A 20,338-nucleotide genomic window follows, 5' to 3' on the forward strand; every position below is an offset into this window, starting at 1 on the left:
CGGGGTCGGCGACCGGGACGAGCGTCTGCGCGGTGTTGTCGTTCGGCTTGCAGTCGATGACGCTGCCCGCGACGGACCAGCCGATGGTCTGGTCGCCGACGACCCGCCCGGTGACCGTCACGGTCACGGGCACGGTCCTGCCGGGCGGCACCACCCCGAGGTCGCACTGCAGGGAGGCGGCGTCGCAGGTGCCGCCGGGGAAGCGGATCCGGGTGACGGTGAGTCCGATCGGCGGGGCGACGGTGAGCCGGGTGCCGGGCGAGGGGGCCGGGCCGTTGTTGGTGACGTCGACGCGGACGTCCGTGGTGTGGTCGACGGTGACGGCGGGCACGGTGCCCGGCGCGTGCACGGACAGGTCCACCGACTGCTGGACGCCGGGCTCCTTCTGACGCCCCGGCAGCCCCAGCGTAAGCGGCGTCTGGTGACCGCTCGCGACGTTCAACAGATGCAGCTTCTCGGGGCAGTTGGCCGGAGAGTCGGTACGGGAGCTGTAGACGATGCCGGTGCCGTCCGCCGTCCAGGCCGCGTCGCGCGGCTGGTGCGGGCCGGTCGTGGTGGTGTCGGGCAGTTCCTGGTGGCAGCCGTCCGCGGCGGAGCGGGCCGACTCGGGCAGCAGCACCCGGCAGCTGTCGCCGGACACCGAGGTGAGCAGCAGACCGTTGTTCTCGTCGACCCGGCCGCCACCGTCCTTCCGGTTGAAGGCGATCTGCCGTCCGTCCGGGGAGAACGCGGGACTGTCGTCGATGACCGTGCAGTTGCCCGGGCAGATCTGCGCGCTCAGATCCCGCTGCCGGCTCAGGTCGTCGACCGGCACGGTCCAGATGTGTTTGTTGCCGCCGCCCCCGTCGATGGTCATGTTCCGGGTGAACGCCAGCCGGGTGCCGTCCGATGACCAGGTGGGCTGGGCGTCGCCGCCCGTCTGCTGCCCGGCCGGCGGCACGATCTCGTGCACGATCGCGCCGGTCGTCGCGTCGGCGACGAGGACCCGGCTCGGACCCGCGGCGGGGCCGACCCCGCCCGGCGAAGTCCGGGTGAAGGCGAGGTACTTGCCGTCCGGCGACAACGTCGGGTCGGTGTCCCAGTCCTTCGGCCCGCGTCCGGCGAGTGGCATCACCTGGAGGTTGTTCCCGTCGGCGTCGACCGTGTAGATCTGCTCGATCCGGTTGTTCGCATCGCCCGTGAACCGCGTCACCACGATGCGGCGGCCGTCCGGCGTGTAGTTCTGCCGCTCGTCCCAGGGGTCGTATCCGGCCGCGGGGTTGAACAGCGGGTCCTTGGCCGGATCGGTGTTGCTGTCGGCCGCCGGGTCCTCGTTCAGGATGGTCACCCCGAGGTCACGCGGGTCGGCGCCGTCCGACCGCACGTCCTGGAGGGTCACCACGTGCGGGCCGTGCACACCGTCCGCGGTGTTGGTGCCCTTCGCCGTGGTGCGGTCCACCACGACGTAACCGCCGTTCTGCGGGCCGAACCAGGTCGGCCGGCCGACCGCGCGGTCCTCCTGGAGCACCAGGTTCGGGGCCGTCGTGCGGTTCTGCACCTGGTACACGTGGTCCCAGTCGCCCTCGCAGCCGCAGGTGCGGTCCGGGCTGAGGAACAGCACGCCCTCCCCATCGGGCATCCAGGCTGCCCCGTGGGTACGCCAGTTGACAGGTGTGCCGGAGAGCATCTGCTGGTCCCCGCCCGCGCCGCCGACGAGGTGGAGCCGTGGGCCGGTGGCGGAGTCCGAGGTGTAGGTGTACGCGATGAGGTCGCGGTGCGCCGCGTCGTTCACCGGGTTCCACACCGGCTCCGTCGCCGTGCCGACCACGCTGGTGACCCGGGTCTCGGTGCCCGCGGCCAGCGGGCGCTCGTAGATCTGGAACCCGAGCACCGCGTTGCTGTTGCTGGAGTACGCGATCCGCGTGCCGTCCGGCGAGACGGTCGGGTCCTCCTCGTCGTACGGCGTGTCGGTCAGCCGGGTGAGTCCGGTGCCGTCGGTGTGCACCAGCCACAGGTCGCGCTGCTTCTTGCCGTTCGTCCCGCCGGGCTCCGCCGAGTCGAAGACCACGGAGCTGCCGTCCGGGGTCAGCCGGGGGTGTGCCGCGTCCCGGCCGCTGGTCAGCTTGCGCACCGAACCGTCGGCGGCGCGCAGATAGATCTGCGGGTTCTTCTCGTCGCGGCGGCTCGCGAACACCATGGTGTCCCCGAGTGCCGACGGTTCGACGTCGTAGTGCTGCGGACCCGTCCCGAACAGCGGGTCGCTCAGCTTGGGGTCGATCACCTTGCCGAGGCTGCGGTGCCCGGTGCCGGCGTAGACGATCCGGGTGGCGGCGGAGTCGGCCGCCTGTGGCCGGGCCTCGGCGCTGTTCGGCCCGGAGGCGGCGGTCACCGCGAGCAGCGGGACCAACAGGAGCAACGACGCGCCGAATCTCCCCAGCCGACGTTGCTCGCCGGGGCCAGCGGTGCCGTTCACGGTTCCACCTCGCAGTCTTGGAACACCAGGGTGTGCCCGGCCACTGTGCACCCGCACGGGTGCCGCGCGGCAGGGCGGCGGGGCCGTGTCCGGGGGAAGCGCGGGCTGCGCTTTCGGGCAGCCGCCGGGTGCCGGGCGCGCTGCGGGCGGGGGGATTCCCGCAGCGCGCCCGGGTGCCCGGCCGGCTCGTCAGATCAGCCCGCCGCGGACGAGGAGCGGTCCGGAGCCTGCCCCGGTGCGCAACTGGTCCTTCATATCAGCCCGTTGCGCAGCGCGTAGCCCACCGCGTGGGCCCGGTTGCGCAGTTGCAGCCGGGTGGTGATCTCGTGCAGAACGTTCTTGACGGTCCGCTCGGAGTACGCCGTCTTCTGCGCGATCTCCGACGTGTCGAACCCCTCGGCGACCAGGCGCAGCATGTCCGCCTCCCGCGCGGTCAGCGTGGACAGGGCGAGGCCGCGCGGATCGAGGGCCGAGCGCTGGAGACCGCCCACATGGGTCAGCAGCTTGCCGAGCAGGTCACCGGGGAGCACCCCCTCGCCCTTGGCCATGGCGAGCACCAGATGCAGCAGCCGGTCCTGGTCGGCCTCGGCCCGCCGCAGCACCGCCGCGACACCGCACTCGATGACCCGTTGCAGCGCCGCGGTCTCGAACGTACCGACCACGAGCCCGGTACGGGTGCCGGCGTTGCGCTGCAGTCGTTGCAGCAGGGCGATGACATCGTCGTCCACGGAGTCGACGATCACCAGCGACGTCCGTGCCCCGTCCGCCTCGGCCTCGTCGACCAGCTCCACCTCGGGACGTTGGCGCAACTGGTGGACGACGCCGATGCGCAGCACCAGATCCTGTGCGTACACCGCCACGGAGACCCGGCGCGTGCGGTCCTCGGGAGAGGTGCGCTGCGTCGTCGCGGGGGGATGGATGGTGAGCGTCGTGCGGGTTGGCATCAGAGGGTTCTCCTTCACGGAGCCGGACATACTGGGCACCCGTTTCACAAGGACGAGAGGAACAGGACGAGAAGAACGGAGAGGGACGCACCGAGCCAAGGAGGCGCGCGGTACGGGTGACACCGGAGGGCGGCGCGCGCGCCGCGCGGGAAGGGGGTCAACTGTCCTGCCGCACGACGGAGTTGACCTTGACCGCTGGGGGCACGCCGACTGCCCGGGAATTGCCCTCGCATCTCTCGCGAGGCTCCGGATCCGGTTCTACGGTCATGGCGTGACGCCATCTGCTGCCTCTTCCGGCCCCGGAGCGCCCGGTCTCGACATCCCTGCCGTGACCGTGACACCGGGGGGTACCGCCTCCACCAGCCTGACCGTTCGCAACGACAGCGACATCGTCGAGGCGTACACCCTGGAGGTTGTGGGCGACTGCGCCGCCTGGACCACCGTGGAACCCGCGCGGGTCTCGCTCTACCCCGGTACCTCCGAGACGGTGACCATCCGGCTGGCCCCGCCGCGTTCCCCCGACGTCCGTGCGGGCGATGTGCCGCTGGCGGTACGGGTGTTGCCGACCGAGCACCCCGAATCGGTCACGGTGCCTGAGACCACGGTGCACATCGAGGCGTTCCACGAGCTGCGCACCGAGGTGCTTCCGCGCCGTCGGCGCGGCTGGCTCCGCGGCCGCTACCGGCTGGCGGTGCGCAACGAGGGCAACACCCCGGCCCGGGTCTCCTTCGCACCGGAGCAGCCGGGAGAGGAGCTGAAGTTCGGGTTCACGCCTCCCGAACTGATCCTGGAACCCGGTGAGTCGGCGGAGACCCGGCTGCGGACGCGCATCGGCAAACCGGTGTGGTTCGGCAAACCGGTGGTCTGGCCATTCACCGTGCACGCGACGGACGCCGAGGCGGCGGCCGAGGCCGAGCGGCCGGGAGCCCTCGTACGTCCGCCGCTGGAGGCGGAGTTCGTCCAGATCCCGATCTTCCCGAAGTGGCTGCTGGCGGTGCTCGCGGCGCTGATCGCGCTCATCCTGGCCTGGTTCGCGCTGGTCCGCCCGGCGGTGCGCAGCGCCGCCAAGCAGGCGGCCGACGAGGTGGTCCAGCCCCGGCCGACCCCCGGCAACAGCCAGAACGGGCAGTCCCCGGGCAGCGGCACCGGCAAGGGTACGGGCAAGCAGCAGGGCGACGGCGGTTCCGGTGGCACTGGTGGCACAGGAGGTACCGGAGGCACCGGCGGCACGGAGTCCGGGAACGGGCAGCAGAGCTCGACCACCATCGACGTTCAGACGGCGGGCGGGGCGAACAAGACCGGTACCTATGTGGTCCCCAAGGGCAAGATCTTCGGCATCACGGACATCGTGGTCGCCAACTTCCAGGGCGACGAGGGTCTTTTGACGATCAACTTCGGGGACCGGAAGATCACCACGATCGCGCTGGAGACCTTCCGCAACCAGGACTACCACTGGGTCACCCCTATCAAGATCCCCGCGGACGCCACCGTCACCATGAACGTGAACTGCGCGAAGCCGGGCACGCCGGCGACCGGTCAGCAGGCGGCGCAGTGTCATGAGGTCCTGAACGTGAGTGGTGTGCTCAGTGATGTCACACGGTGAGGTGGTTCCTACGTACATCGTTCGCCTCGTGCTGCGAGAGAGGAAGAGGTGACTCTTACTCCGGCCGAAAACCGACATGGGGGTGCAGGTGAACATCAGGTTTCGTATCGCGCCGTGCGTCCCCGAGTTACGGCGTCCGTGCTGGTCAGGCCGGTCGTAACAGAATAATCGAGGCCAGCGGGAGAATTGGCCGGTTTACGCTCGGTGTTCCGGCGACCGCAGGACGTCCAAAGCGTCCTGGAGCAGCGCGCCGAAGTCGTCCACCCCGGCCGAACCGGCCTCCGCGGCGCCGCGCGAACCATTCGCGGTGTCACCCGGTGCGCAGGTTTCGGCCTCGCTCCGCGTGTGGATGAGCGGGGCGCCGCGTACGGCGGCCACGGAGGACCGGGCCAGGACCGAGGCCGCGCAACACCCGTCGGCGGTACGGCCCTTCGGGGTCCAGGCCGGCGAAGCGCACGGTGAGGGCGGCGGTGATGCCGTCCTCGAAGTCGGTCAGGACATGAGTACGCCGGGCCAGGCCGCTCAGCGCGCGGGGCGGCTCGTCGGCGGGCCGCCGCAGGATCCCGCGCCGTAGGAGCGGGACGAAGTCGAGAGTCTCCGCGAAGACCAGGTCCTCCTTCGAGGGGAAGTACCGGAAGAGGGTGCGCTCGGTGATGCCGGCGGCCGCCGCGATGTCCTTGACCGTGGTGTCCTGGTAGCCGCGCTCGGCAACATCCGCGTCGCCGTCCGGAGCAGGGTGCTGCGCGTGGCGGCCTTCTTGCGCTCCCGCCGTCCCGGGTCCGTCTCCCGTGTCACCTGCTCGTCCGCCCGCTCATCCCGTCGTGGTGCGGAGTCCGCACGGAGATGACGTGAGCACGGAAAGGGCCGTCCGCCGGGGCGTCCTGAGCGCGCGCCGTCGGCCGGGGCCGCACCACGGCGGTGGGCGGCCCCGGCCGACGGCGCTATCCCTCGGTGGCGGCCGAGGGGGGTACGGCCGTCGCCGCCGTTCCCGGCACGAACCGGAACGGCAGGCGGCGGCCGATCAGCAGCACGGCGCCGCCGAGGACGAAGCCGTAACAGGCCACCAGGCCGTGCCCGTTCTCCTGGGCCAGCCACATCGCGAGCCCGGCCGCGGGTGCGCACACGGCCAGCGCCCGCTCCTTCGCGGCGGGCGCGGTCAGCGCCAGCCCGGCCGCCAGCGTCGCCGCGAGGAAGTACGTCGCGCCCGAACTCCCGGCGAAATTACGGGGATCGGTGCTGCGGGCGGTCTCGCCGAACAGCGCGTCGACGTGCTCGGGAAGCAGGATGCCGGCGGCGAACAGGGCCAGCATCAGCGGCGAGCCCCAGAACCACTGCGCCAGCGCGGCGATCACGGCGAGCGTGATGATGTTCCAGACGGCGCCGGACACCCCGCCGTTCTGCATGAACACCGAGGTCACCACCCGCCACCAGCCGGACTGGCGCGGATCGCCGTCCAGCGCGTCCATCGCGCCGGACCAGCAGAGCTGCAGGACCACCGCGCCGACGGCCACGGCCGTGACCGCGACGGCCGCGTACGGCACCGGCCGCCGGCGGATCGTGTCCTCACCGATCAGCAGCACCCCGGTCCTGAACATCAGCACCATCAGCACGGCCGTCGTCACATGGAAAGCAATTGCGCTCACGCAGCTCATCCCCCGATGCAAGACCCTGGTCGTGGGTCGGCGATCACTGTAGCCGAGTGGCTTCCCGGGGGGTGCGGTGCGGCCCCGGAAGCGCATGGGGGAAAATAGTTGCCTAGTGAAACCACTGGGATCATGTGAAAGGTCCTCCATGCCGCACCTCACCATCGACTACTCCTCCCACCTGGCCGGATCCTTCGACCCGGCGGCCCTGGTGAAGGAGCTGCACCCGCTCGTGGCCGAGGAGTCCGGTACGACGGGGGTGTGCAAGACGCTGCTGCGCCCGGTGGTGACGTTCGTGGGCGACCGGCCGAGCGAGGAGACGGTCTTCGTGCACGTGGAGGTCGGGCTCATGCCGGGCCGCCCGGAGACACAGAGGACACGGCTGTCCGAGGCGGTGCTGGCACTGCTGGGCAAGCATCTGCGGGTCGAGGGTGTGCCGCCGGAGGCGGTCCTCTCGGTGGAGGTGCGGGACCTCGCCGCCTCCTACCGGCTGTCGCCGTCCGCCCGCTGAGCGCACGGCTTGGTCCCAGCCTCCCGGCGGCGTGACCTCCGTCCCCTGACCCGCTCGAACGACGTGTCCTGGAGACCCGCTCGAATTCGCTTGAGTGCCGTTCCGCTCCCGCACTACGTTGCCACGGTGGATCTCTTCGCACGTTCCTGGACGGCGCTGCGCTCGGCGGTCGCCGCACTCCCGGACGAGGACTTCGAACGGCCCTCGGGCTGCGCCGGCTGGCTGGTGCGGGACCTGGTGTGCCACCTGGTCATCGATGCCCAGGATGTGCTGATCACCCTGGTCACGCCCGCCACGGGCGAGCCGACCGTGGACGCGGCCGGCTACTGGCAGCCGGTCGAACCTCCGACCGGTGAGGACCCGCTCGACGCACTGATCCCCCGGCTGGCCGCCGCCTACGGCGAACCCCGGTTGCTCGCGTTCCATCTGGACGACGTCGGCTCCGCCGCGGGCCGGGCCGCCGGACTCGCCGATCCGGCCGCGCGCGTGCGCACCCGGGGCGAGGTGTTGACCGTGGGCGACTACCTGTCCGCGTACGTCGTCGAGTGGACCCTCCACCACCTCGACCTGATAGCGCACCTGCCGTCCGCACCCCGGCCGCCCACCGAGACCCTCGCGGCGGCGCGTACCGCACTGGAGAAGATCGTGGGAACCGCGTTCCCCGCCTCGATCTCCGACGCGGACGCCCTGCTGATCGGCACCGGCCGGCGTGAGCCGACCGACGCCGAGCGCGACGAACTGGGTGAACTGGCCGGGAATCTCCCCTTCTTTCTAGGCTGAGCACCACACTTGTCATCTGCTGAGATGACGTTCGTATCGGGTCACTACCATGTGGCCCCAAGACAACCGATCGGCCGGTTCGCACAGTGCGTTCCGGTCGGGGTCGCCGATGCCAGGGACCGCTCCCCGGGCTGCGGTGATCTTCCTGTCCAGGAGGACCTTCCGCATGTTCCGACGTATTGGCAACACAGTCGTCCGACATCCCGTGTGGACGATCGTGGCATGGCTCATCGCCGCGGTGGCGGTCATAGCCACCGCCCCCGGTCTGCCCTCGAACAGTGACGAGAGCAGCTTCCTGCCCAAGAGTTACGAGTCCATCAAGGCCTCGGTCACCCAGGAGAAGGCGTTCCCCAGCGCCTTCACCCCGTCCGCGATCGCGCTCTACCAGCGCACCGACGGCGGCAAGCTCACCGCCGCCGACCAGAAGGACATCGCCCGGATCACCACCGAGCTGGGCGCCAAGCACATCGACCAGGTGCAGAAGGTCGTCCCCGGCCCGCCGTCCAAGGACGGCAAGTACTCCATGACCCTGGTCCAGATGGACAACAAGAACGCCGGCCAGCCCAAACAGGCCGACGCCGCCAAGGTGTTGCGCGACGACGTCAAGCAACTGGCCAAGGGCACACATCTCGACGTCAAGCTCGGCGGCTCCGCCGCACAGGCCCTCGACCAGCAGGACTCGTCCCAGCGAGGCCAGGCGCTGATCGGCTTCGGCACCTTCGCGATCATCCTGGTGACCCTGCTGATCATCTTCCGGGCGCCGATCCTGGCCATACTGCCGCTGGTGCTCATCGGCCTGGTCGCGGGCATCGCCAACGGACTGATCGCGTACGCCACCAAGCTGTTCGGCCTCCAGGCCAACAGCTCGATCTCGTCGATCCTGATCGTCGTGCTCTTCGGTGTGGGTACGGACTACTTCCTGTTCCTGATGTTCCGCTACCGCGAACGCCTGCGCGCCGGTGACGAGCCCAAACTGGCCATGATCAACGCCGTGGGCCGGGTCGGCGAAGCCATCGCCTCGGCCGCCGGCGCGGTCATCATCGCCTTCCTGGCGCTGGTGCTGTCCACGCTGGGCTTCCTCAAGCAGATGGGCCCGGCGCTCGCCATCGCGGTCGGCGTCACCCTGCTCGCCGGTCTGACCCTGATCCCGGCCGTGGTCTCGCTCATCGGACCGAAGGTCTTCTGGCCGTCGAAGTCCTGGCAGCGGGAGCCGGAGAACGCCCGGTTCGCCGCCCTCGGCCGCGGAGTGCGGCGCCGCCCGGCGCTGACCGCCGTCGTCTCCGGTCTCGTCCTGGTCGCCCTGTCGCTCGGCACGCTCGGCTTCAAGGCCACCTTCGACCTGGCGTCCGGCTCCATGCCGAAGACCAAGGAGTCCATGGTCGTCCAGGACCAGATGCAGAAGGCGTACTCGGCGGGCGCCGCCGCGCCCACCGACGTCTATCTGTCCAGCAGCGACGGCAAACCGCTGGACAAGTCCGGCTTCACCGCGTACGCGCAGAAGCTCGGGGCCGTGGACGGCGTCGCGAACGTCCGGATGAGCCAGGTGAGCACGGACGGCACCACCGCGGACTTCACCGTCACGCTCAAGTACGAGGCGTCGACGGACAAGGCGATAGACGCGGTGGGCAAGGTGCGCGACGTCGCCCACTCCGACGCGCCCGAGGGCACCAAGGCGGTCGTCGGCGGTATTTCCTCGATCTACAAGGACATCAACACCGCCGTCAACCACGACTACAAGACGGTCTTCCCGGTGGCCGCGCTGCTCATCATGGTCATCCTGGGCCTGCTGCTGCGCAGCGTGGTCGCCCCCTTGTACCTGATGGCCTCGGTGGGCCTCGGCTTCGGTGCCACCCTCGGCGCCACCGTGTGGATCTTCCAGAACGGTGAGGGGCACTCGGGGCTGATGTTCATGCTCCCGGTGATCATGTATCTGTTCGTGGTCGCGATCGGTACCGACTACAACATCCTCATGATTGCCCGGCTGCGCGAGGAGGCCCGCGAGGGCCGCGAGCCGCGCGAGGCGGCCGGCATGGCGCTGAAGTATGCCGGACCGACCGTCGCGGCAGCCGGGTTCATCCTGGCGGCGACCTTCGCCACGATGATGCTGGCGGGCAACTCGCTGCTCACGGAGATGGGTTTCGCGGTCTCCTTCGGCATCATCGTCGCCGCGTTCGTCATGGCGATGTTCTTCACGCCGAGCCTCACCGCCCTGATCGGCCACGCGGCCTGGTGGCCGGGCCACGGCGACCAGGCCGAGCAGCCGACGATCGCGGCAGGCACCGCCGGCTACGGTTCCGTACCGGCTCCCGGCACCGACCGGGACGCCGTCGGCGGACACCGCAACTAGCGGCAGCGTGATCACGGGGGAGTCCTGCCGGGCCACACCGGCCCGGCAGGACTCCCCTTCGCCATGCCGGCACAAGACGCGGCGCCGGTCGGCAACGCGGCCCCCGCCCAGGGGGGGGCGGACGACTCGTGCCGTGCCCCCGTGACGGAGGACGCGGTTACCAGCGCACCGCCGTGAAGTCGATGGACCGGGGCCGCAGTTCGCGGGTGCGCACCGCCAGACGGCGCAGCCGCGCCGCCATGTCGTCGGCCGGGAGGTGGCACCGGTCGCCGTGGCCCGGCAGCAGCCACTCGAAGCGCAGCCGGCCGACGGTGCGGGCCAGCGAGGAGGCCAACTCGCCGATGGAGTACCAGGTGACGGTCTCGGCCACCTCGACGTCCCCGGTGCCGCGCGACCAGTAGAAGCTGTCGCCGCTGAAGCAGTACCGCTCGTCCGCGACGAACAGCACGCTGCCCCTGGTGTGTCCGGGGAGCGGGAAAGCGGTCACGCCGTCGGCGATCTGCGTCGGGTCGGTGCCGCGCAGCACCTGATCGGCGTCCGGCGCCGCATCGAGGTCGCCCTCGTGGATCCACAGCCGCGCGCCCAGCCGGTCGGCGTACCGGCGGCCGTGTGCCACGTGGTCGCGGTGGGTGAGCAGGACGTCGGTGACGGGGCCCAGCTCCTCGTAGCGATCGGCCAGCGTCGTGCTCCAGCGCGGGGTGTCCACCAGCATCGCGGTGCCGTCGGGGCGGCGCAGCAGGTAGGAGTTGGCGCCCGCGGTGCGCGGGGAGTTGTGCCCGCACAGGAACACGGCGTCGTCCAGGGCCAGCGGGAAGGGATCCTGGGCCGCGTCCAGCCGTCCGGACGGAGGGCGCACGGACCGGGTGTGGCACGCGTTCGCGGCCATGTGCATCAGCCGCACCTCGTCCCGGTCGCGCGGCTGGCGCAGGACCGCCGAGCGGCCGTCGACCTCGCCGATCAGGCCGGGGGCCAGCTGCCGGGCGACGTCGCAGTTCGTGCAGCGGTCGTCCACGTACCAGCCGTTTTGTAACTGTCCATCGCTCATGGCCCGTTCCTCTCCTCGCGGCGCTCGCCGCCCCTGTCGCCGACTCTCCAGAGGTATCCCGCGGCGTACCCATACCGGAAGGGGGTCCGGGCCTTGTACTTGCGAAGACGCGCTGCTCTCGGGCGACCCCGACGGGCGGCGATGTCACCAGGAGCACTCATGGCGCGCGGGCCGTCGACGGGAGCCGGCGTGAGTGAACCCTCGACCAGGGCGCGCGACACGGGCGCGGCCCCGGCTCCCGCAGGACCGGGCCTGAGCGCCGACCTCGTCGGCGGTGTGCCGGGCGTGCCGCTCTTGGGCCGGCCGTACGCACGACCCGGCAACCGGCAGGTCTCCGGCGCCTCGTGCCTGCTGGTGGCCATCGGCGCGGCCGGTCTCGTGTGCGCGGGACCGGCCCGTGGCGCCGGCCGTCGCACCGCTCGCCGGGCTGGATGCCGGCGGCAGCGTCCGCGGCCTGACCCAGCTCATCGCCGTCGGCTTCGACCACCGTTCGACGGCCATGCCGGACATCCTCGACGCGCACGTCGGTATCGGCGCGATCCTCGGCCCCGCCCTGGGCCGGCGCGGTCGGTGCCGGCCCCTGCCCGGCGACCTTCCCCGGCTTCGCGCCACCCGCAGCGGCTGAGCCGCCCTGCACCGTCCCGCCCGCCTGCCCCGTCCCGGAACTCCGAGACCGGCGGGCGGGGCGACCGCCGTCACGCGCCCGGAGGCCACACACCCGCATGAGCACACACAACACCGACGGCCCGGCCCCCCACACCGCGGTCGGCGCACCTTCGCAGGCAGCCGTCCCGCCATGGACGACGTGGCGAAGCCGGCCGGGGTGTCCGAGCAGACAGCGTCCCGGGTGCGCCACGACCGTCCCGCCGTCTCCTTCGACACGACGCGACGCGACGCGGTTCGGGCCCTGGACCGGCACACGACCAGCGCACGGACTGGTCGTCCGACGCAGTACCGGCCCGGCCCCGGCCCGCTGACCCGCGTCAACTCCGGTCGCGGCAACGGCGTTTCACCCGAAACGGATCCGGCGGCCTGCCGTGAGCGGCGGGTAAAGCGGTGGACAAGGATCACGCCAGCACCAGACTGGCCCCATGACCACCCCGGATGCCAAGGCCGACCTCCGCTTCTACCTCCAGTCCGCACGGGATGCCCTGCTGTGGAAGCTCGACGGACTCTCCGAGTACGACATCCGCCGCCCGCTGACGCCGACCGGCACCAATCTCCTGGGCCTGGTGAAACATGCGGCCTGCGCCGAACTGGGCTACCTGGGCGACACGTTCGGACGGCCTTCCGGCGAATCGGCCTGGTTCGGAGACGGCACCGAGCCCAACGCCCATATGTGGGCCACCGTCGACGAGTCACGCGCGTACGTCGTGGACCGTTACCGCCTGGCGTGGGCACACGCGGACGCCACGATCGACGCGCTGGCACTGGACACGATCGGCCGGGTGCCGTGGTGGCCGGACGGCAGGGACGAGGTGACGCTGCATCACGCCCTGGTGCGCGTGATCGCCGACACGCACCGGCACGCGGGGCACGCCGACGTCGTCAGGGAACTCCTCGACGGTGCCGTGGGGATGAACCAGGACAACACCGCCCTGCCGTCGGACGAATCGGCGTGGTGGGAGGAGTACCGAAGCCGGCTGGAGCGCGTGGCCCGGGAGGCCGCCGGGGACGAGTGACGTCCGGCCCGAGCGGGTCTCGTCGCTCGGCGCGCGACTGGCCTGCCGGAAGAGGCGGTGGTCGTAGTACCCGGGTACCACGCCCCGGGCCGGGTTCAGTCCCCGGTACCACCGGATCCGGGGTGCGCGGATCCTAGCGTGGGCGGTGAGGCGTCGGCGGCTATCGGCGGGCGCCGCGTCCGACAGAGAGAACGCGCATGATCGAGGCACAGCAGCTGACCAAGAGGTACGGCGAGAAGACGGCCGTAGACGGGCTGGACTTCACCGTCAAACCCGGCACCGTGACCGGCTTCCTCGGCCCCAACGGCGCCGGGAAGTCCACGACCATGCGCATGATCGTCGGGCTCGACGCCCCGACCAGCGGCTCGGTCACGGTCAACGGGCAGCCCTACGCCCGGCACCGGGCACCCCTTCAGGAGGTCGGCGCGCTCCTGGAGGCGAAGTCGATCCACCCGGGCCGCTCGGCCTACCACCACCTGCGCGCGCTCGCGCTGACGCACGGGATCCCCCGGAGCCGGGTCGACGAGGTCATCGACCTCGCCGGTCTCGCCAGCGTCGCGAAGAAGCGCGCCGGGGCGTTCTCCCTCGGCATGGGCCAGCGGCTCGGCATCGCGGCCGCGCTCCTCGGCGACCCGCAGACGGTGATGCTGGACGAGCCGGTCAACGGGCTCGACCCCGAGGGCGTCCTGTGGATCCGCAACCTCCTCAAGGCGCTCGCCGACGAGGGCCGGACCGTGTTCGTGTCCTCCCACCTGATGAGTGAGATGGCCCTGGTGGCCGACCACCTCATCATCGTGGGGCGTGGCCGGCTGCTGGCCGACACCACCGTGCCGGACCTCATCGCCGAGGCGGGCGGCGACGCCGTCAAGGTCGTCACGGGGGAGGCGGGGCGGCTGCGGGACGTGCTGGCCGGGCCCGGCGTCGACATCACGGGTCGCATCGGCTCGGAGGAACTCCAGGTCACCGGCCTGAGCGCCCGCGAGATCGGGTCGACGGCGGCCGAGCACGGCATCGCGCTGTACGAGCTGACCCCGAGGACCGTCTCGCTGGAGGAGGCCTTCATGAACCTGACCAGGGACGCCGTCGAGTACCACGGATCCACCACCGCCACCGAGACGCCGGAAGCCGCCGGGAGGACCGCATGAGCACCCTGACGACCACGGCGGAGACCGAGGCACCCGCCTCCGCCCCCGCCCGCCCCGCCTACCGGGTCACCGGCCGGCGCGTGCTCTCCTCGGAGTGGGCCAAGCTCTGGACGCTGCGCTCCACCTGGATCACCCTCGGCCTGGCCCTGCTGTTCATGGTCGCGTTCGGGCTGATCGCCTCCGCCCGCTACAAGTCCAACATCGACTCGGGCCACCACATGGACGGGGACTTCGCCCGCTCCACCGCCGTCAGCCTGTCCCTCTTCGGCACGCACTTCGCCCAGCTCGCCCTCGGCGTCCTCGGCGTGCTCGTCACCGCGGGCGAGTACTCGACCGGCATGATCCGCTCCACGCTCGCCGCCGTACCCCGCCGGCTGCCCGTGCTGTGGTCCAAGGCTGCCGTCTACGGGCTCGTCGCGCTCGTGGTGGCGACCCTCGGCGCGTTCGTCACCTTCGGGATCGGCAGCGGCATGATCTCCGGCACACCCGCCGCGATGGGCTTCTCGCACGCCGGTGTCGCCCGCAGCCTGCTCGGCGCCGGGCTCTACCTCGGCCTGGTCGGCGTCATCGGCACCGCCCTGGGCGCGCTGCTGCGCTCCGTCGCCGGCGGTATCTCCGTCCTGGTGGCGACGCTGATGCTGATCCCCGGCCTGATCTCGCTGCTGCCCAGCTCCTGGCAGGACAACATCAACCCGTACCTGCCGAGCAACGCCGGCGAGTCCATGTTCGCCCTGACCCACGACAGCACCACCCTGTCGCCCACGGCCGGACTGCTGGTCTTCCTCGGCTGGACGGTACTCGCGCTGGCCGGTGCGGCGTACCGGCTGGTGCGCAGCGACGTCTGACCGCCCTGCACCATGGGCAGGTGACACCTTTGACGACCACCACCGACGACATCGGCGGCATGGGGCCGCTGCTGGCCCGGATCTCCCGGGGCGGGCAGCGGCTGCGGCAGGCCGACCGCGCCCACCCCTGGGTGCTGGACACCGCGGTGGTGGTCGTCGTCTTCCTGCTGTTCTGCCTGCCGGACCTGCTGCACGGGCACGACGGCGGCGAGGGCGACGCTGACGCCCCACGCCGCCTCTGGCTCGCCTTCACCCGGCTTCCGCCGGCGGCCATGCTGGCCCTGCAGGCGGGGCTCGTGCTGCCGCTGCTGTGGCGGCGGCGCCGGCCCATGGCCGCCTTCGGTGCGATCGCGGCCGTGTTCGTCGTGCAGTGGTCCCTGGGCGCCGTGCTGCGCGCGGACATCGCCCTGTTCATCGCCCTGTACAGCCTGACCCTGCACGGCAGACCGCGGCAGCTGCCCTGGGCCTGCGGGGTGATGGCCGCCGGAATGGTCCTGGTCGCGGTCCGCGCGTCGGTCGCGGTGTCCGTCTGGGACGCGCTGTTCTTCCTGCTGAGCACCGCGATCGCGGCCCTCGCGCTCGGGCTGACGGTGCGGATCCGGCGGGCCCAGCTCGCCGGGCTGCGCGACCGCGCGGCCCGTCTGGAGATCGAGCGCGACCAGCGCAGCAGGCTCGCGGCCGCCGCCGAGCGCGCTCGGGTGGCCCGTGAGATGCACGACATCGTCGGGCACAACCTCTCCGTCATGATCACCCTCGCCGACGCCGGCGCGTATGCATCGGACGCGGCTCCCGAGCGCGGCAAGGAGGCGCTCGAACTCATCGGTGACACCGGCCGTATGGCCCTCGGCGAGCTGCGGCGCGTCCTCGGCGTGCTCCGCGAGGACCCGGACGGCACTCCCCGGCCGCCCGAACTCAGTCCCCAGCCCGGCATCGCGGACCTCCAGACACTGTGCGACGGTGTCCGCACGGCCGGCCTGGACGTCGTCTACCGGACCGCCGGTGACGTGGACGCCCTGGACAGCGGGGTGCAGCTGGCGGTCTACCGCATCGTCCAGGAGGCCCTCACGAACACCCTGAAGCACGCCGGGGCCGACACCCGGGTGAAACTGTCGGTCGTCGTCGAGGACACCCGCCTGCTCGTCCGGGTCCGGGACGACGGACCGGTGGCCGGGCATCCGGCGCCGCCGAACGAGGAAGGGCACGGCCTGGTGGGCATGCGAGAGAGAGCCGCGCTCTACGGCGGACACATCAGCGCCGGACCCGCGCCCGGCGGGGGCTGGGCCGTGACGGCCACCCTCGACCTGACCCCCGAGGGCGGTGCCCGGTGACGACCGTGCTCGTCGTGGACGACCAGCCGCTCCAGCGCTTCGGGTTCCGCATGCTCCTCGACGCCGTCGCCGAGACGGAGGTCGTCGGCGAGGCGGCGCACGGCGGCGAGGCCGTCCGCAAGGCCGCCGAGCTGCGCCCCGACGTCGTCCTGATGGACGTACGGATGCCCGGCATGGACGGCATCGAGGCCACCCGGCGCATCACCGCCGCAGGCGACCGCTCCCGGGTCCTCGTGCTGACCACCTTCGACCTGGACGAGTACGTCCACGCCGCGCTCCGGGCCGGGGCCAGCGGCTTCCTGCTGAAGGACGCGCGTCCCGAGGAGCTCCTCGCCGGGATCCGCGCCGTCGCCGCCGGTGACGCCGTCATCGCCCCGTCCCTGACCCGCCGCCTCCTGGACGAGTTCGCCCGCTACGGCCCCGTACCCGGCGACGACGGAACCGACGACGCCCGGCTGCGGTCCCTCACCGACCGCGAGCGCGAGATCCTCGTCGCCGTCGGCAAGGGCTGGTCCAACGGCGAGATCGCCGCCCGTTTCGTCCTGTCCGAGTCCACGGTCAAGACCCATGTCGGCCGCGTCCTGGCCAAGATCGGCGCCCGCGACCGCGTCCAGGCCGTGATCTTCGCCTACGACCACGGGCTCGCCCGCCCGAACGGCGGCTGACACCCGGTCCACCGGTCACCCCGGCGCCATGCCGGTGGTGCGGAAGGGGGCGCGACAGGTGGCGGGGGCGACCCCGAGGCGCTGCTGGTAGGACCCGGCGCAGCGTCTCCGACGAGCCGAACCCGGCCGGCCGCGCGACCTCCTCGACGCTGTGCGCGTCGCCCTCCAGCAGCGCCTGCGCGGCCTCGGCGCGCACCGCCTCGCCGTACTGCCCCGGTGTCACCCCGGTCCGACCGCGGAACAGCCGCCCGAGGCGCCGGGGACTGAGGTTCGCGCACCGGGCGAGCGCGTGCAGATCATGATCACCGGCCGGGTCGCTCGGCACGGCGTCCATCACCTGCCGTGCGGCGGAGTCGTCGGCGTGCCGGGTCACCGGGCGCGCGCTGAACTGCGACTGGCCTCCGGGCCGGGCCGCAGCCGGCACTGCTCGACCTTCGATCCCGTCGCCTGCAGCGCCTCAGTCCTCGGTGGCGAGACGGCCGAGCCACTCGCGCAGAAGATGCTGTTCCGCGCCGCTGAGGGCCGTCTGGTCCGGGAGCACGGCGCGCAGAGCCCGGGCCGCGCCGGCCGGGCCCGGCTTGCGCACGGCCGGCTGCGCGTGGGTGACGGCGGTGACCATGGCCTCGCGCAGGGCCGTCAACAGGGCGGATCTGCGGTCGCCTTCAGGCAGGGAGAGCCAGGTGAGCACCGCGCCGCGCGCCGTGGCATGGATGATCGCGGCCGCCAGTTCCTCGTCCACGCGCAGCCAGCCGCCGGCGGCCAGGCGCCGGATGCGGCCCCGCAGGATCTCGATGCCGGTCCGGTAGGCGGCTGATGCCGTCGCCGAGGGCTCGCTGTACATGAGTGTGTAGAGCGCGGGGTGGGTCAGGCCGAACTCGACCGCGAGGTCCCATCCGGCCCGCAGGTCCTCGATGAGGTCCGGCGGGTCCGGGTCGACGCGCTTGGACGCGAGAAACGTGGCGAAGCCGTGCTCGGCCACCGCCTCCAGCAGTCCGTCCTTGTCGCCGAACAGGCGGTAGATGGCGGGCGGTTGGACGCCTGCGGCGTCGGCGACCGCACGGGTGGTGACCGCGTCGCGGCCGCCGGATTCCAGCAGGGCGATCGCGGCCTCGACGATCCGCTGCCGGGGCTGCTCGTGACCGGAGGAAGCGGGAGCGGGACCGATGGCGGCGGCACCGCTGCCACCGTGTGAAGAGGACGGCATGTATCAACGATATCGAATTTTCGTTTCCCTCGTTAGTATCGGTGGTATCGTAAATGTGATTCCACTGGAACTCCCACCCTCTGGAGTGCATCGTGATCATCGTGACCGGAGCCAACGGACAACTCGGACGCCGCGTCGTCGACCGGCTGCTGACGCGGATCCCCGCGGAGCGCGTCGGCGTGAGCGTCCGCGACCCGCGCAAGGCGCAGGCCCTCGCCGACCGCGGAGTCCGGGTGCGCCAGGGCAGCTTCACCGATTCCGCGAGCCTCGCTCACGCCTTCGAGGGCGCCACCCAGGTGCTGCTGGTCTCCGTCGACAAGATGGGCGAAGAGACCGTGCGGGAGCACCGCGGCGCCATCGGGGCGGCCGTCTCGGCGGGCGCCGGCCGCATCCTGTACACCAGCCAGATGGGCGCCTCGGCCACCTCGCGCTTCCAGGCCTGCCGTGACCACGACGCCACCGAGTCCGCCCTGCGCGCCTGCGGCGTGCCGTTCACGTCGCTGCGCAACGGTTTCCATGCCGCCAGTGCGCTGATGTTCCTCGGTGACGCCCTGGAAACCGGCGAGGTCGCCCTCCCGGAGGACGGGCCCGTGTGCTGGACCACGCACGACGACCTCGCCGAGGCCGCCGCCGTCGTCCTGGCCGACCAGGGCCGTTTCGACGGCCCGACGCCGTCCCTCACTGCCGGGCAGGCCCTGACTTTCGCCGACATCGCCGCCCTCGCCGCCGAGCTGACCGGCCGTGCCGTGAAGAGGACCGTCGTGTCCGACGAGGAGTTCCGGGAGCGGATGACGGGTCAGGGCGCCCCCGCCGAGGTCGCCGACCAGCTGCTGGGCATATTCGCCGCGAGCCGTGCCGGTGAGTTCGCCGTGGCCGACCCGGCCCTCCCGGCCCTCCTCGGCCGTGAACCGGTCACGATGGACACGGTGCTGCGCGACCGGCTGTCGGGGGGTGGTGCCTAGACTGATCCGGCGCGTGTGCGCCGGGCGGTCCGCCAGGTGGTCGCATCGGCGCGCGCGGCCGACTCCCGGAGGGGACGGGCATGCCGGATTCCGTGCGACCGAGGCGCCACCGCTGGCTCGCCGTGGCGGTCCTCGCCCTTGCGCTGTACGTCGTCCTGCGTGCCGCGGGGCTCTTCGGTGACGACGACGGCGACGACACCCCGCCGCCGGCGAAGGCGTCGGCCACCGCGCCGACCCCCTCGTCCGGCGCCTCGCCCCCCGCTGCCACCGCGTCGGCCGCGGCCGCCTCGTCGTACGACCCCGCCCAGTACGCCGCGCAGGTCCGTACCCGGGCCCGGCAGGCCGGCGTCAGCGCCCAGCTGCTGATGGCGATCCTCTACAACGAGGCCTACAAACCGCACGACCCGGCCTTCGAGCGGGCCTGGCAGAAGTACAAGCCGGACGCGGCCTTCGGTATCGCGAACATGCACCGTGCCGCCTTCGACGAGGTCAAGCAGGGCCGGGACTTCGCACACCGCAACTGGAACGAGCTGCCGGACGACCGCGGCCTCGCGATCGAGGCCGAGGCCTGGTACGTGCACGACCTGGCGGCCCAGCTGCCCACCGCACGGACCGCCGCATACTCGAAGGACGACCTGCTGGCGCTCGGCTACAACGCGGGCGCGGGCAACATGCTCGCCTTCGCCCGCGGCGCGGTCCCCGGCGGCCAGGCCCGCTCGTACCTGGACCGTCTGCACGCGAACTGGGCCAAGGCGGGCAAGGCTGTCGGCGCGGGCTGAACGCGATGGCCGATCTCCGGAGCCCGACCGGGGACGACGGCATGGGCACGGTTGTACAGTTGCGCAAAAAGGCAATCTAGAGAGGGGTGGGCGCGATGCTCCGCAACGGACTGGAACCCTGGCATCTGCTGGTCGTGGCGATCATCATCATTCTGCTGTTCGGCTCGAAGAAGCTGCCGGATGCGGCGCGGGGCCTGGGCAAGTCCATGCGCATCCTCAAGAGCGAGGCCAAGGCCATGAAGGAGGACGATGCCCCCGCGCCCGCCGCCGCTCCCGCCGAGGATACGGACACGGCTGCGACCGGTGCGACGGCCCCCCGCCTCACCAAGGCAGCCTCCGAAGCGACGGAGGCCACCGCACCGGCGACTGAGAACCGCGCGGCGCACTGAAGAGGCCGGCTGCA

The 20,338-nt window shown here is 71.8% G+C and carries 20 protein-coding genes and 1 pseudogene; 14 read left to right on the plus strand and 7 right to left on the minus strand.

What is annotated here, in order from left to right:
- Both BIV25_RS06125 and BIV25_RS06130 read right to left on the minus strand, forming a co-directional pair.
- A partial coding sequence (locus tag BIV25_RS06125) for a DUF11 domain-containing protein (RefSeq protein ID WP_218158441.1) occupies positions 1-2,452 on the minus strand: 2,452 nt, incomplete at its 3' end.
- A 251-nt stretch (positions 2,453-2,703) separates the two neighbouring features.
- Positions 2,704-3,396: a LuxR C-terminal-related transcriptional regulator gene (locus tag BIV25_RS06130; protein WP_256255620.1), complete on the minus strand. Its 693-nt coding sequence runs from the start codon at positions 3,394-3,396 to the stop codon at positions 2,704-2,706.
- A gap of 271 nt (positions 3,397-3,667) precedes the next feature.
- Here BIV25_RS06130 and BIV25_RS06135 point away from each other — a divergent pair, with 271 nt between their 5' ends.
- On the plus strand, positions 3,668-4,999 hold the full coding sequence (locus BIV25_RS06135) for a hydrolytic protein (protein ID WP_256255621.1): 1,332 nt from the start codon (positions 3,668-3,670) through the stop codon (positions 4,997-4,999).
- A gap of 349 nt (positions 5,000-5,348) precedes the next feature.
- A complete protein-coding gene (locus BIV25_RS52395; RefSeq protein WP_256255623.1) occupies positions 5,349-5,573 on the plus strand; it encodes a hypothetical protein in 225 nt (74 codons plus the stop codon).
- A 36-nt stretch (positions 5,574-5,609) separates the two neighbouring features.
- Here BIV25_RS52395 and BIV25_RS52400 read toward each other — a convergent pair.
- Together BIV25_RS52400 and BIV25_RS06145 are read right to left on the minus strand one after the other, a co-directional pair.
- Positions 5,610-5,696, minus strand: a pseudogene (locus BIV25_RS52400) (helix-turn-helix domain-containing protein); the annotation flags it as partial.
- 244 nt (positions 5,697-5,940) lie between these two features.
- A complete protein-coding gene (locus tag BIV25_RS06145; RefSeq protein ID WP_079176454.1) occupies positions 5,941-6,651 on the minus strand; it encodes a hypothetical protein in 711 nt (236 codons plus the stop codon).
- A 139-nt stretch (positions 6,652-6,790) separates the two neighbouring features.
- Here BIV25_RS06145 and BIV25_RS06150 point away from each other — a divergent pair, with 139 nt between their 5' ends.
- The 3 genes from BIV25_RS06150 (at position 6,791) to BIV25_RS06160 (ending at position 10,280) form a co-directional block, all read left to right on the plus strand.
- Positions 6,791-7,153: a 5-carboxymethyl-2-hydroxymuconate Delta-isomerase gene (locus BIV25_RS06150; protein ID WP_071371131.1), complete on the plus strand. Its 363-nt coding sequence runs from the start codon at positions 6,791-6,793 to the stop codon at positions 7,151-7,153.
- Positions 7,154-7,279: 126 nt separating this feature from the next.
- Entirely contained in the window at positions 7,280-7,933 is a 654-nt protein-coding gene (locus BIV25_RS06155; protein WP_071371356.1) for a maleylpyruvate isomerase N-terminal domain-containing protein, read from the plus strand.
- Between the two features lie 166 nt (positions 7,934-8,099).
- Complete coding sequence (locus BIV25_RS06160) at positions 8,100-10,280, plus strand: MMPL family transporter (RefSeq protein WP_071371132.1); 2,181 nt, start codon at positions 8,100-8,102, stop codon at positions 10,278-10,280.
- Between the two features lie 157 nt (positions 10,281-10,437).
- Here the strand turns inward: BIV25_RS06160 and BIV25_RS06165 are convergent, their stop codons facing one another.
- A complete protein-coding gene (locus tag BIV25_RS06165) occupies positions 10,438-11,325 on the minus strand; it encodes an MBL fold metallo-hydrolase (protein ID WP_071371133.1) in 888 nt (295 codons plus the stop codon).
- Between the two features lie 397 nt (positions 11,326-11,722).
- Between BIV25_RS06165 and BIV25_RS49115 the strand changes: the two genes are divergently transcribed.
- The 6 genes from BIV25_RS49115 to BIV25_RS06195 all read left to right on the plus strand — a co-directional run bounded on the left by BIV25_RS49115 (position 11,723) and on the right by BIV25_RS06195 (position 16,990).
- Positions 11,723-11,950 (plus strand): hypothetical protein, encoded by a 228-nt coding sequence (locus tag BIV25_RS49115; RefSeq protein WP_071371134.1) that lies wholly within the window; start codon positions 11,723-11,725, stop codon positions 11,948-11,950.
- Positions 11,951-12,416: 466 nt separating this feature from the next.
- The gene (locus BIV25_RS06175; RefSeq protein ID WP_071371135.1) at positions 12,417-13,007 is read left to right on the plus strand and encodes a DinB family protein; all 591 of its coding nucleotides are present in this window, start codon (positions 12,417-12,419) and stop codon (positions 13,005-13,007) included.
- A 197-nt stretch (positions 13,008-13,204) separates the two neighbouring features.
- Complete coding sequence (locus BIV25_RS06180; RefSeq protein WP_071371136.1) at positions 13,205-14,152, plus strand: ABC transporter ATP-binding protein; 948 nt, start codon at positions 13,205-13,207, stop codon at positions 14,150-14,152.
- Complete coding sequence (locus BIV25_RS06185; protein ID WP_071371137.1) at positions 14,149-14,997, plus strand: hypothetical protein; 849 nt, start codon at positions 14,149-14,151, stop codon at positions 14,995-14,997. Before BIV25_RS06180 ends, BIV25_RS06185 begins: the two co-directional genes overlap by 4 nt.
- A gap of 59 nt (positions 14,998-15,056) precedes the next feature.
- Positions 15,057-16,325 (plus strand): sensor histidine kinase, encoded by a 1,269-nt coding sequence (locus BIV25_RS06190; RefSeq protein WP_071371357.1) that lies wholly within the window; start codon positions 15,057-15,059, stop codon positions 16,323-16,325.
- The gene (locus BIV25_RS06195; protein ID WP_071371138.1) at positions 16,322-16,990 is read left to right on the plus strand and encodes a response regulator transcription factor; all 669 of its coding nucleotides are present in this window, start codon (positions 16,322-16,324) and stop codon (positions 16,988-16,990) included. Before BIV25_RS06190 ends, BIV25_RS06195 begins: the two co-directional genes overlap by 4 nt.
- Here BIV25_RS06195 and BIV25_RS54210 read toward each other — a convergent pair.
- Together BIV25_RS54210 and BIV25_RS06200 are read right to left on the minus strand one after the other, a co-directional pair.
- The gene (locus BIV25_RS54210; protein WP_371272999.1) at positions 16,884-17,324 is read right to left on the minus strand and encodes a helix-turn-helix domain-containing protein; all 441 of its coding nucleotides are present in this window, start codon (positions 17,322-17,324) and stop codon (positions 16,884-16,886) included. The genes BIV25_RS06195 and BIV25_RS54210 overlap by 107 nt on opposite strands.
- A gap of 123 nt (positions 17,325-17,447) precedes the next feature.
- Positions 17,448-18,194 carry a TetR/AcrR family transcriptional regulator gene (locus BIV25_RS06200; RefSeq protein ID WP_079176457.1) on the minus strand — a complete coding sequence of 249 codons (747 nt, stop codon included), beginning with the start codon at positions 18,192-18,194 and terminating at the stop codon, positions 17,448-17,450.
- Positions 18,195-18,286: 92 nt separating this feature from the next.
- On the opposite strand from BIV25_RS06200, the gene BIV25_RS06205 reads away from it, so the two are divergent.
- The 3 genes from BIV25_RS06205 to tatA all read left to right on the plus strand — a co-directional run bounded on the left by BIV25_RS06205 (position 18,287) and on the right by tatA (position 20,324).
- Positions 18,287-19,156, plus strand: a complete 870-nt coding sequence (locus BIV25_RS06205; RefSeq protein ID WP_071371139.1) for an NAD(P)H-binding protein — start codon at positions 18,287-18,289, stop codon at positions 19,154-19,156.
- A gap of 80 nt (positions 19,157-19,236) precedes the next feature.
- Complete coding sequence (locus BIV25_RS06210; RefSeq protein WP_071371140.1) at positions 19,237-19,935, plus strand: hypothetical protein; 699 nt, start codon at positions 19,237-19,239, stop codon at positions 19,933-19,935.
- 95 nt (positions 19,936-20,030) lie between these two features.
- Positions 20,031-20,324, plus strand: coding sequence for a Sec-independent protein translocase subunit TatA (tatA, locus tag BIV25_RS06215; RefSeq protein WP_071371141.1), 294 nt, complete (start codon positions 20,031-20,033; stop codon positions 20,322-20,324).
- Positions 20,325-20,338: the final 14 nt, after the last annotated feature.

Source organism: Streptomyces sp. MUSC 14, assembly GCF_001866675.1.
Lineage (GTDB): Bacteria > Actinomycetota > Actinomycetes > Streptomycetales > Streptomycetaceae > Streptomyces.

What these genes read in the sequence shown, in the direction of transcription:
- BIV25_RS06175 (WP_071371135.1), top strand. Translation starts at nt 12,417, where the DNA reads ATGACCACCCCGGATGCCAAGGCCGACCTCCGCTTCTACCTCCAGTCC.
- BIV25_RS06150 (WP_071371131.1), top strand. Translation starts at nt 6,791, where the DNA reads ATGCCGCACCTCACCATCGACTACTCCTCCCACCTGGCCGGATCCTTC.
- BIV25_RS06130 (WP_256255620.1), bottom strand. Translation starts at nt 3,396, where the DNA reads ATGCCAACCCGCACGACGCTCACCATCCATCCCCCCGCGACGACGCAG.
- BIV25_RS06185 (WP_071371137.1), top strand. Translation starts at nt 14,149, where the DNA reads ATGAGCACCCTGACGACCACGGCGGAGACCGAGGCACCCGCCTCCGCC.
- BIV25_RS52395 (WP_256255623.1), top strand. Translation starts at nt 5,349, where the DNA reads ATGAGCGGGGCGCCGCGTACGGCGGCCACGGAGGACCGGGCCAGGACC.
- BIV25_RS06160 (WP_071371132.1), top strand. Translation starts at nt 8,100, where the DNA reads ATGTTCCGACGTATTGGCAACACAGTCGTCCGACATCCCGTGTGGACG.
- BIV25_RS54210 (WP_371272999.1), bottom strand. Translation starts at nt 17,324, where the DNA reads ATGGACGCCGTGCCGAGCGACCCGGCCGGTGATCATGATCTGCACGCG.
- tatA (WP_071371141.1), top strand. Translation starts at nt 20,031, where the DNA reads ATGCTCCGCAACGGACTGGAACCCTGGCATCTGCTGGTCGTGGCGATC.
- BIV25_RS06210 (WP_071371140.1), top strand. Translation starts at nt 19,237, where the DNA reads ATGCCGGATTCCGTGCGACCGAGGCGCCACCGCTGGCTCGCCGTGGCG.
- BIV25_RS06145 (WP_079176454.1), bottom strand. Translation starts at nt 6,651, where the DNA reads ATGAGCTGCGTGAGCGCAATTGCTTTCCATGTGACGACGGCCGTGCTG.
- BIV25_RS06200 (WP_079176457.1), bottom strand. Translation starts at nt 18,194, where the DNA reads ATGCCGTCCTCTTCACACGGTGGCAGCGGTGCCGCCGCCATCGGTCCC.
- BIV25_RS06165 (WP_071371133.1), bottom strand. Translation starts at nt 11,325, where the DNA reads ATGAGCGATGGACAGTTACAAAACGGCTGGTACGTGGACGACCGCTGC.
- BIV25_RS06180 (WP_071371136.1), top strand. Translation starts at nt 13,205, where the DNA reads ATGATCGAGGCACAGCAGCTGACCAAGAGGTACGGCGAGAAGACGGCC.
- BIV25_RS06190 (WP_071371357.1), top strand. Translation starts at nt 15,057, where the DNA reads ATGGGGCCGCTGCTGGCCCGGATCTCCCGGGGCGGGCAGCGGCTGCGG.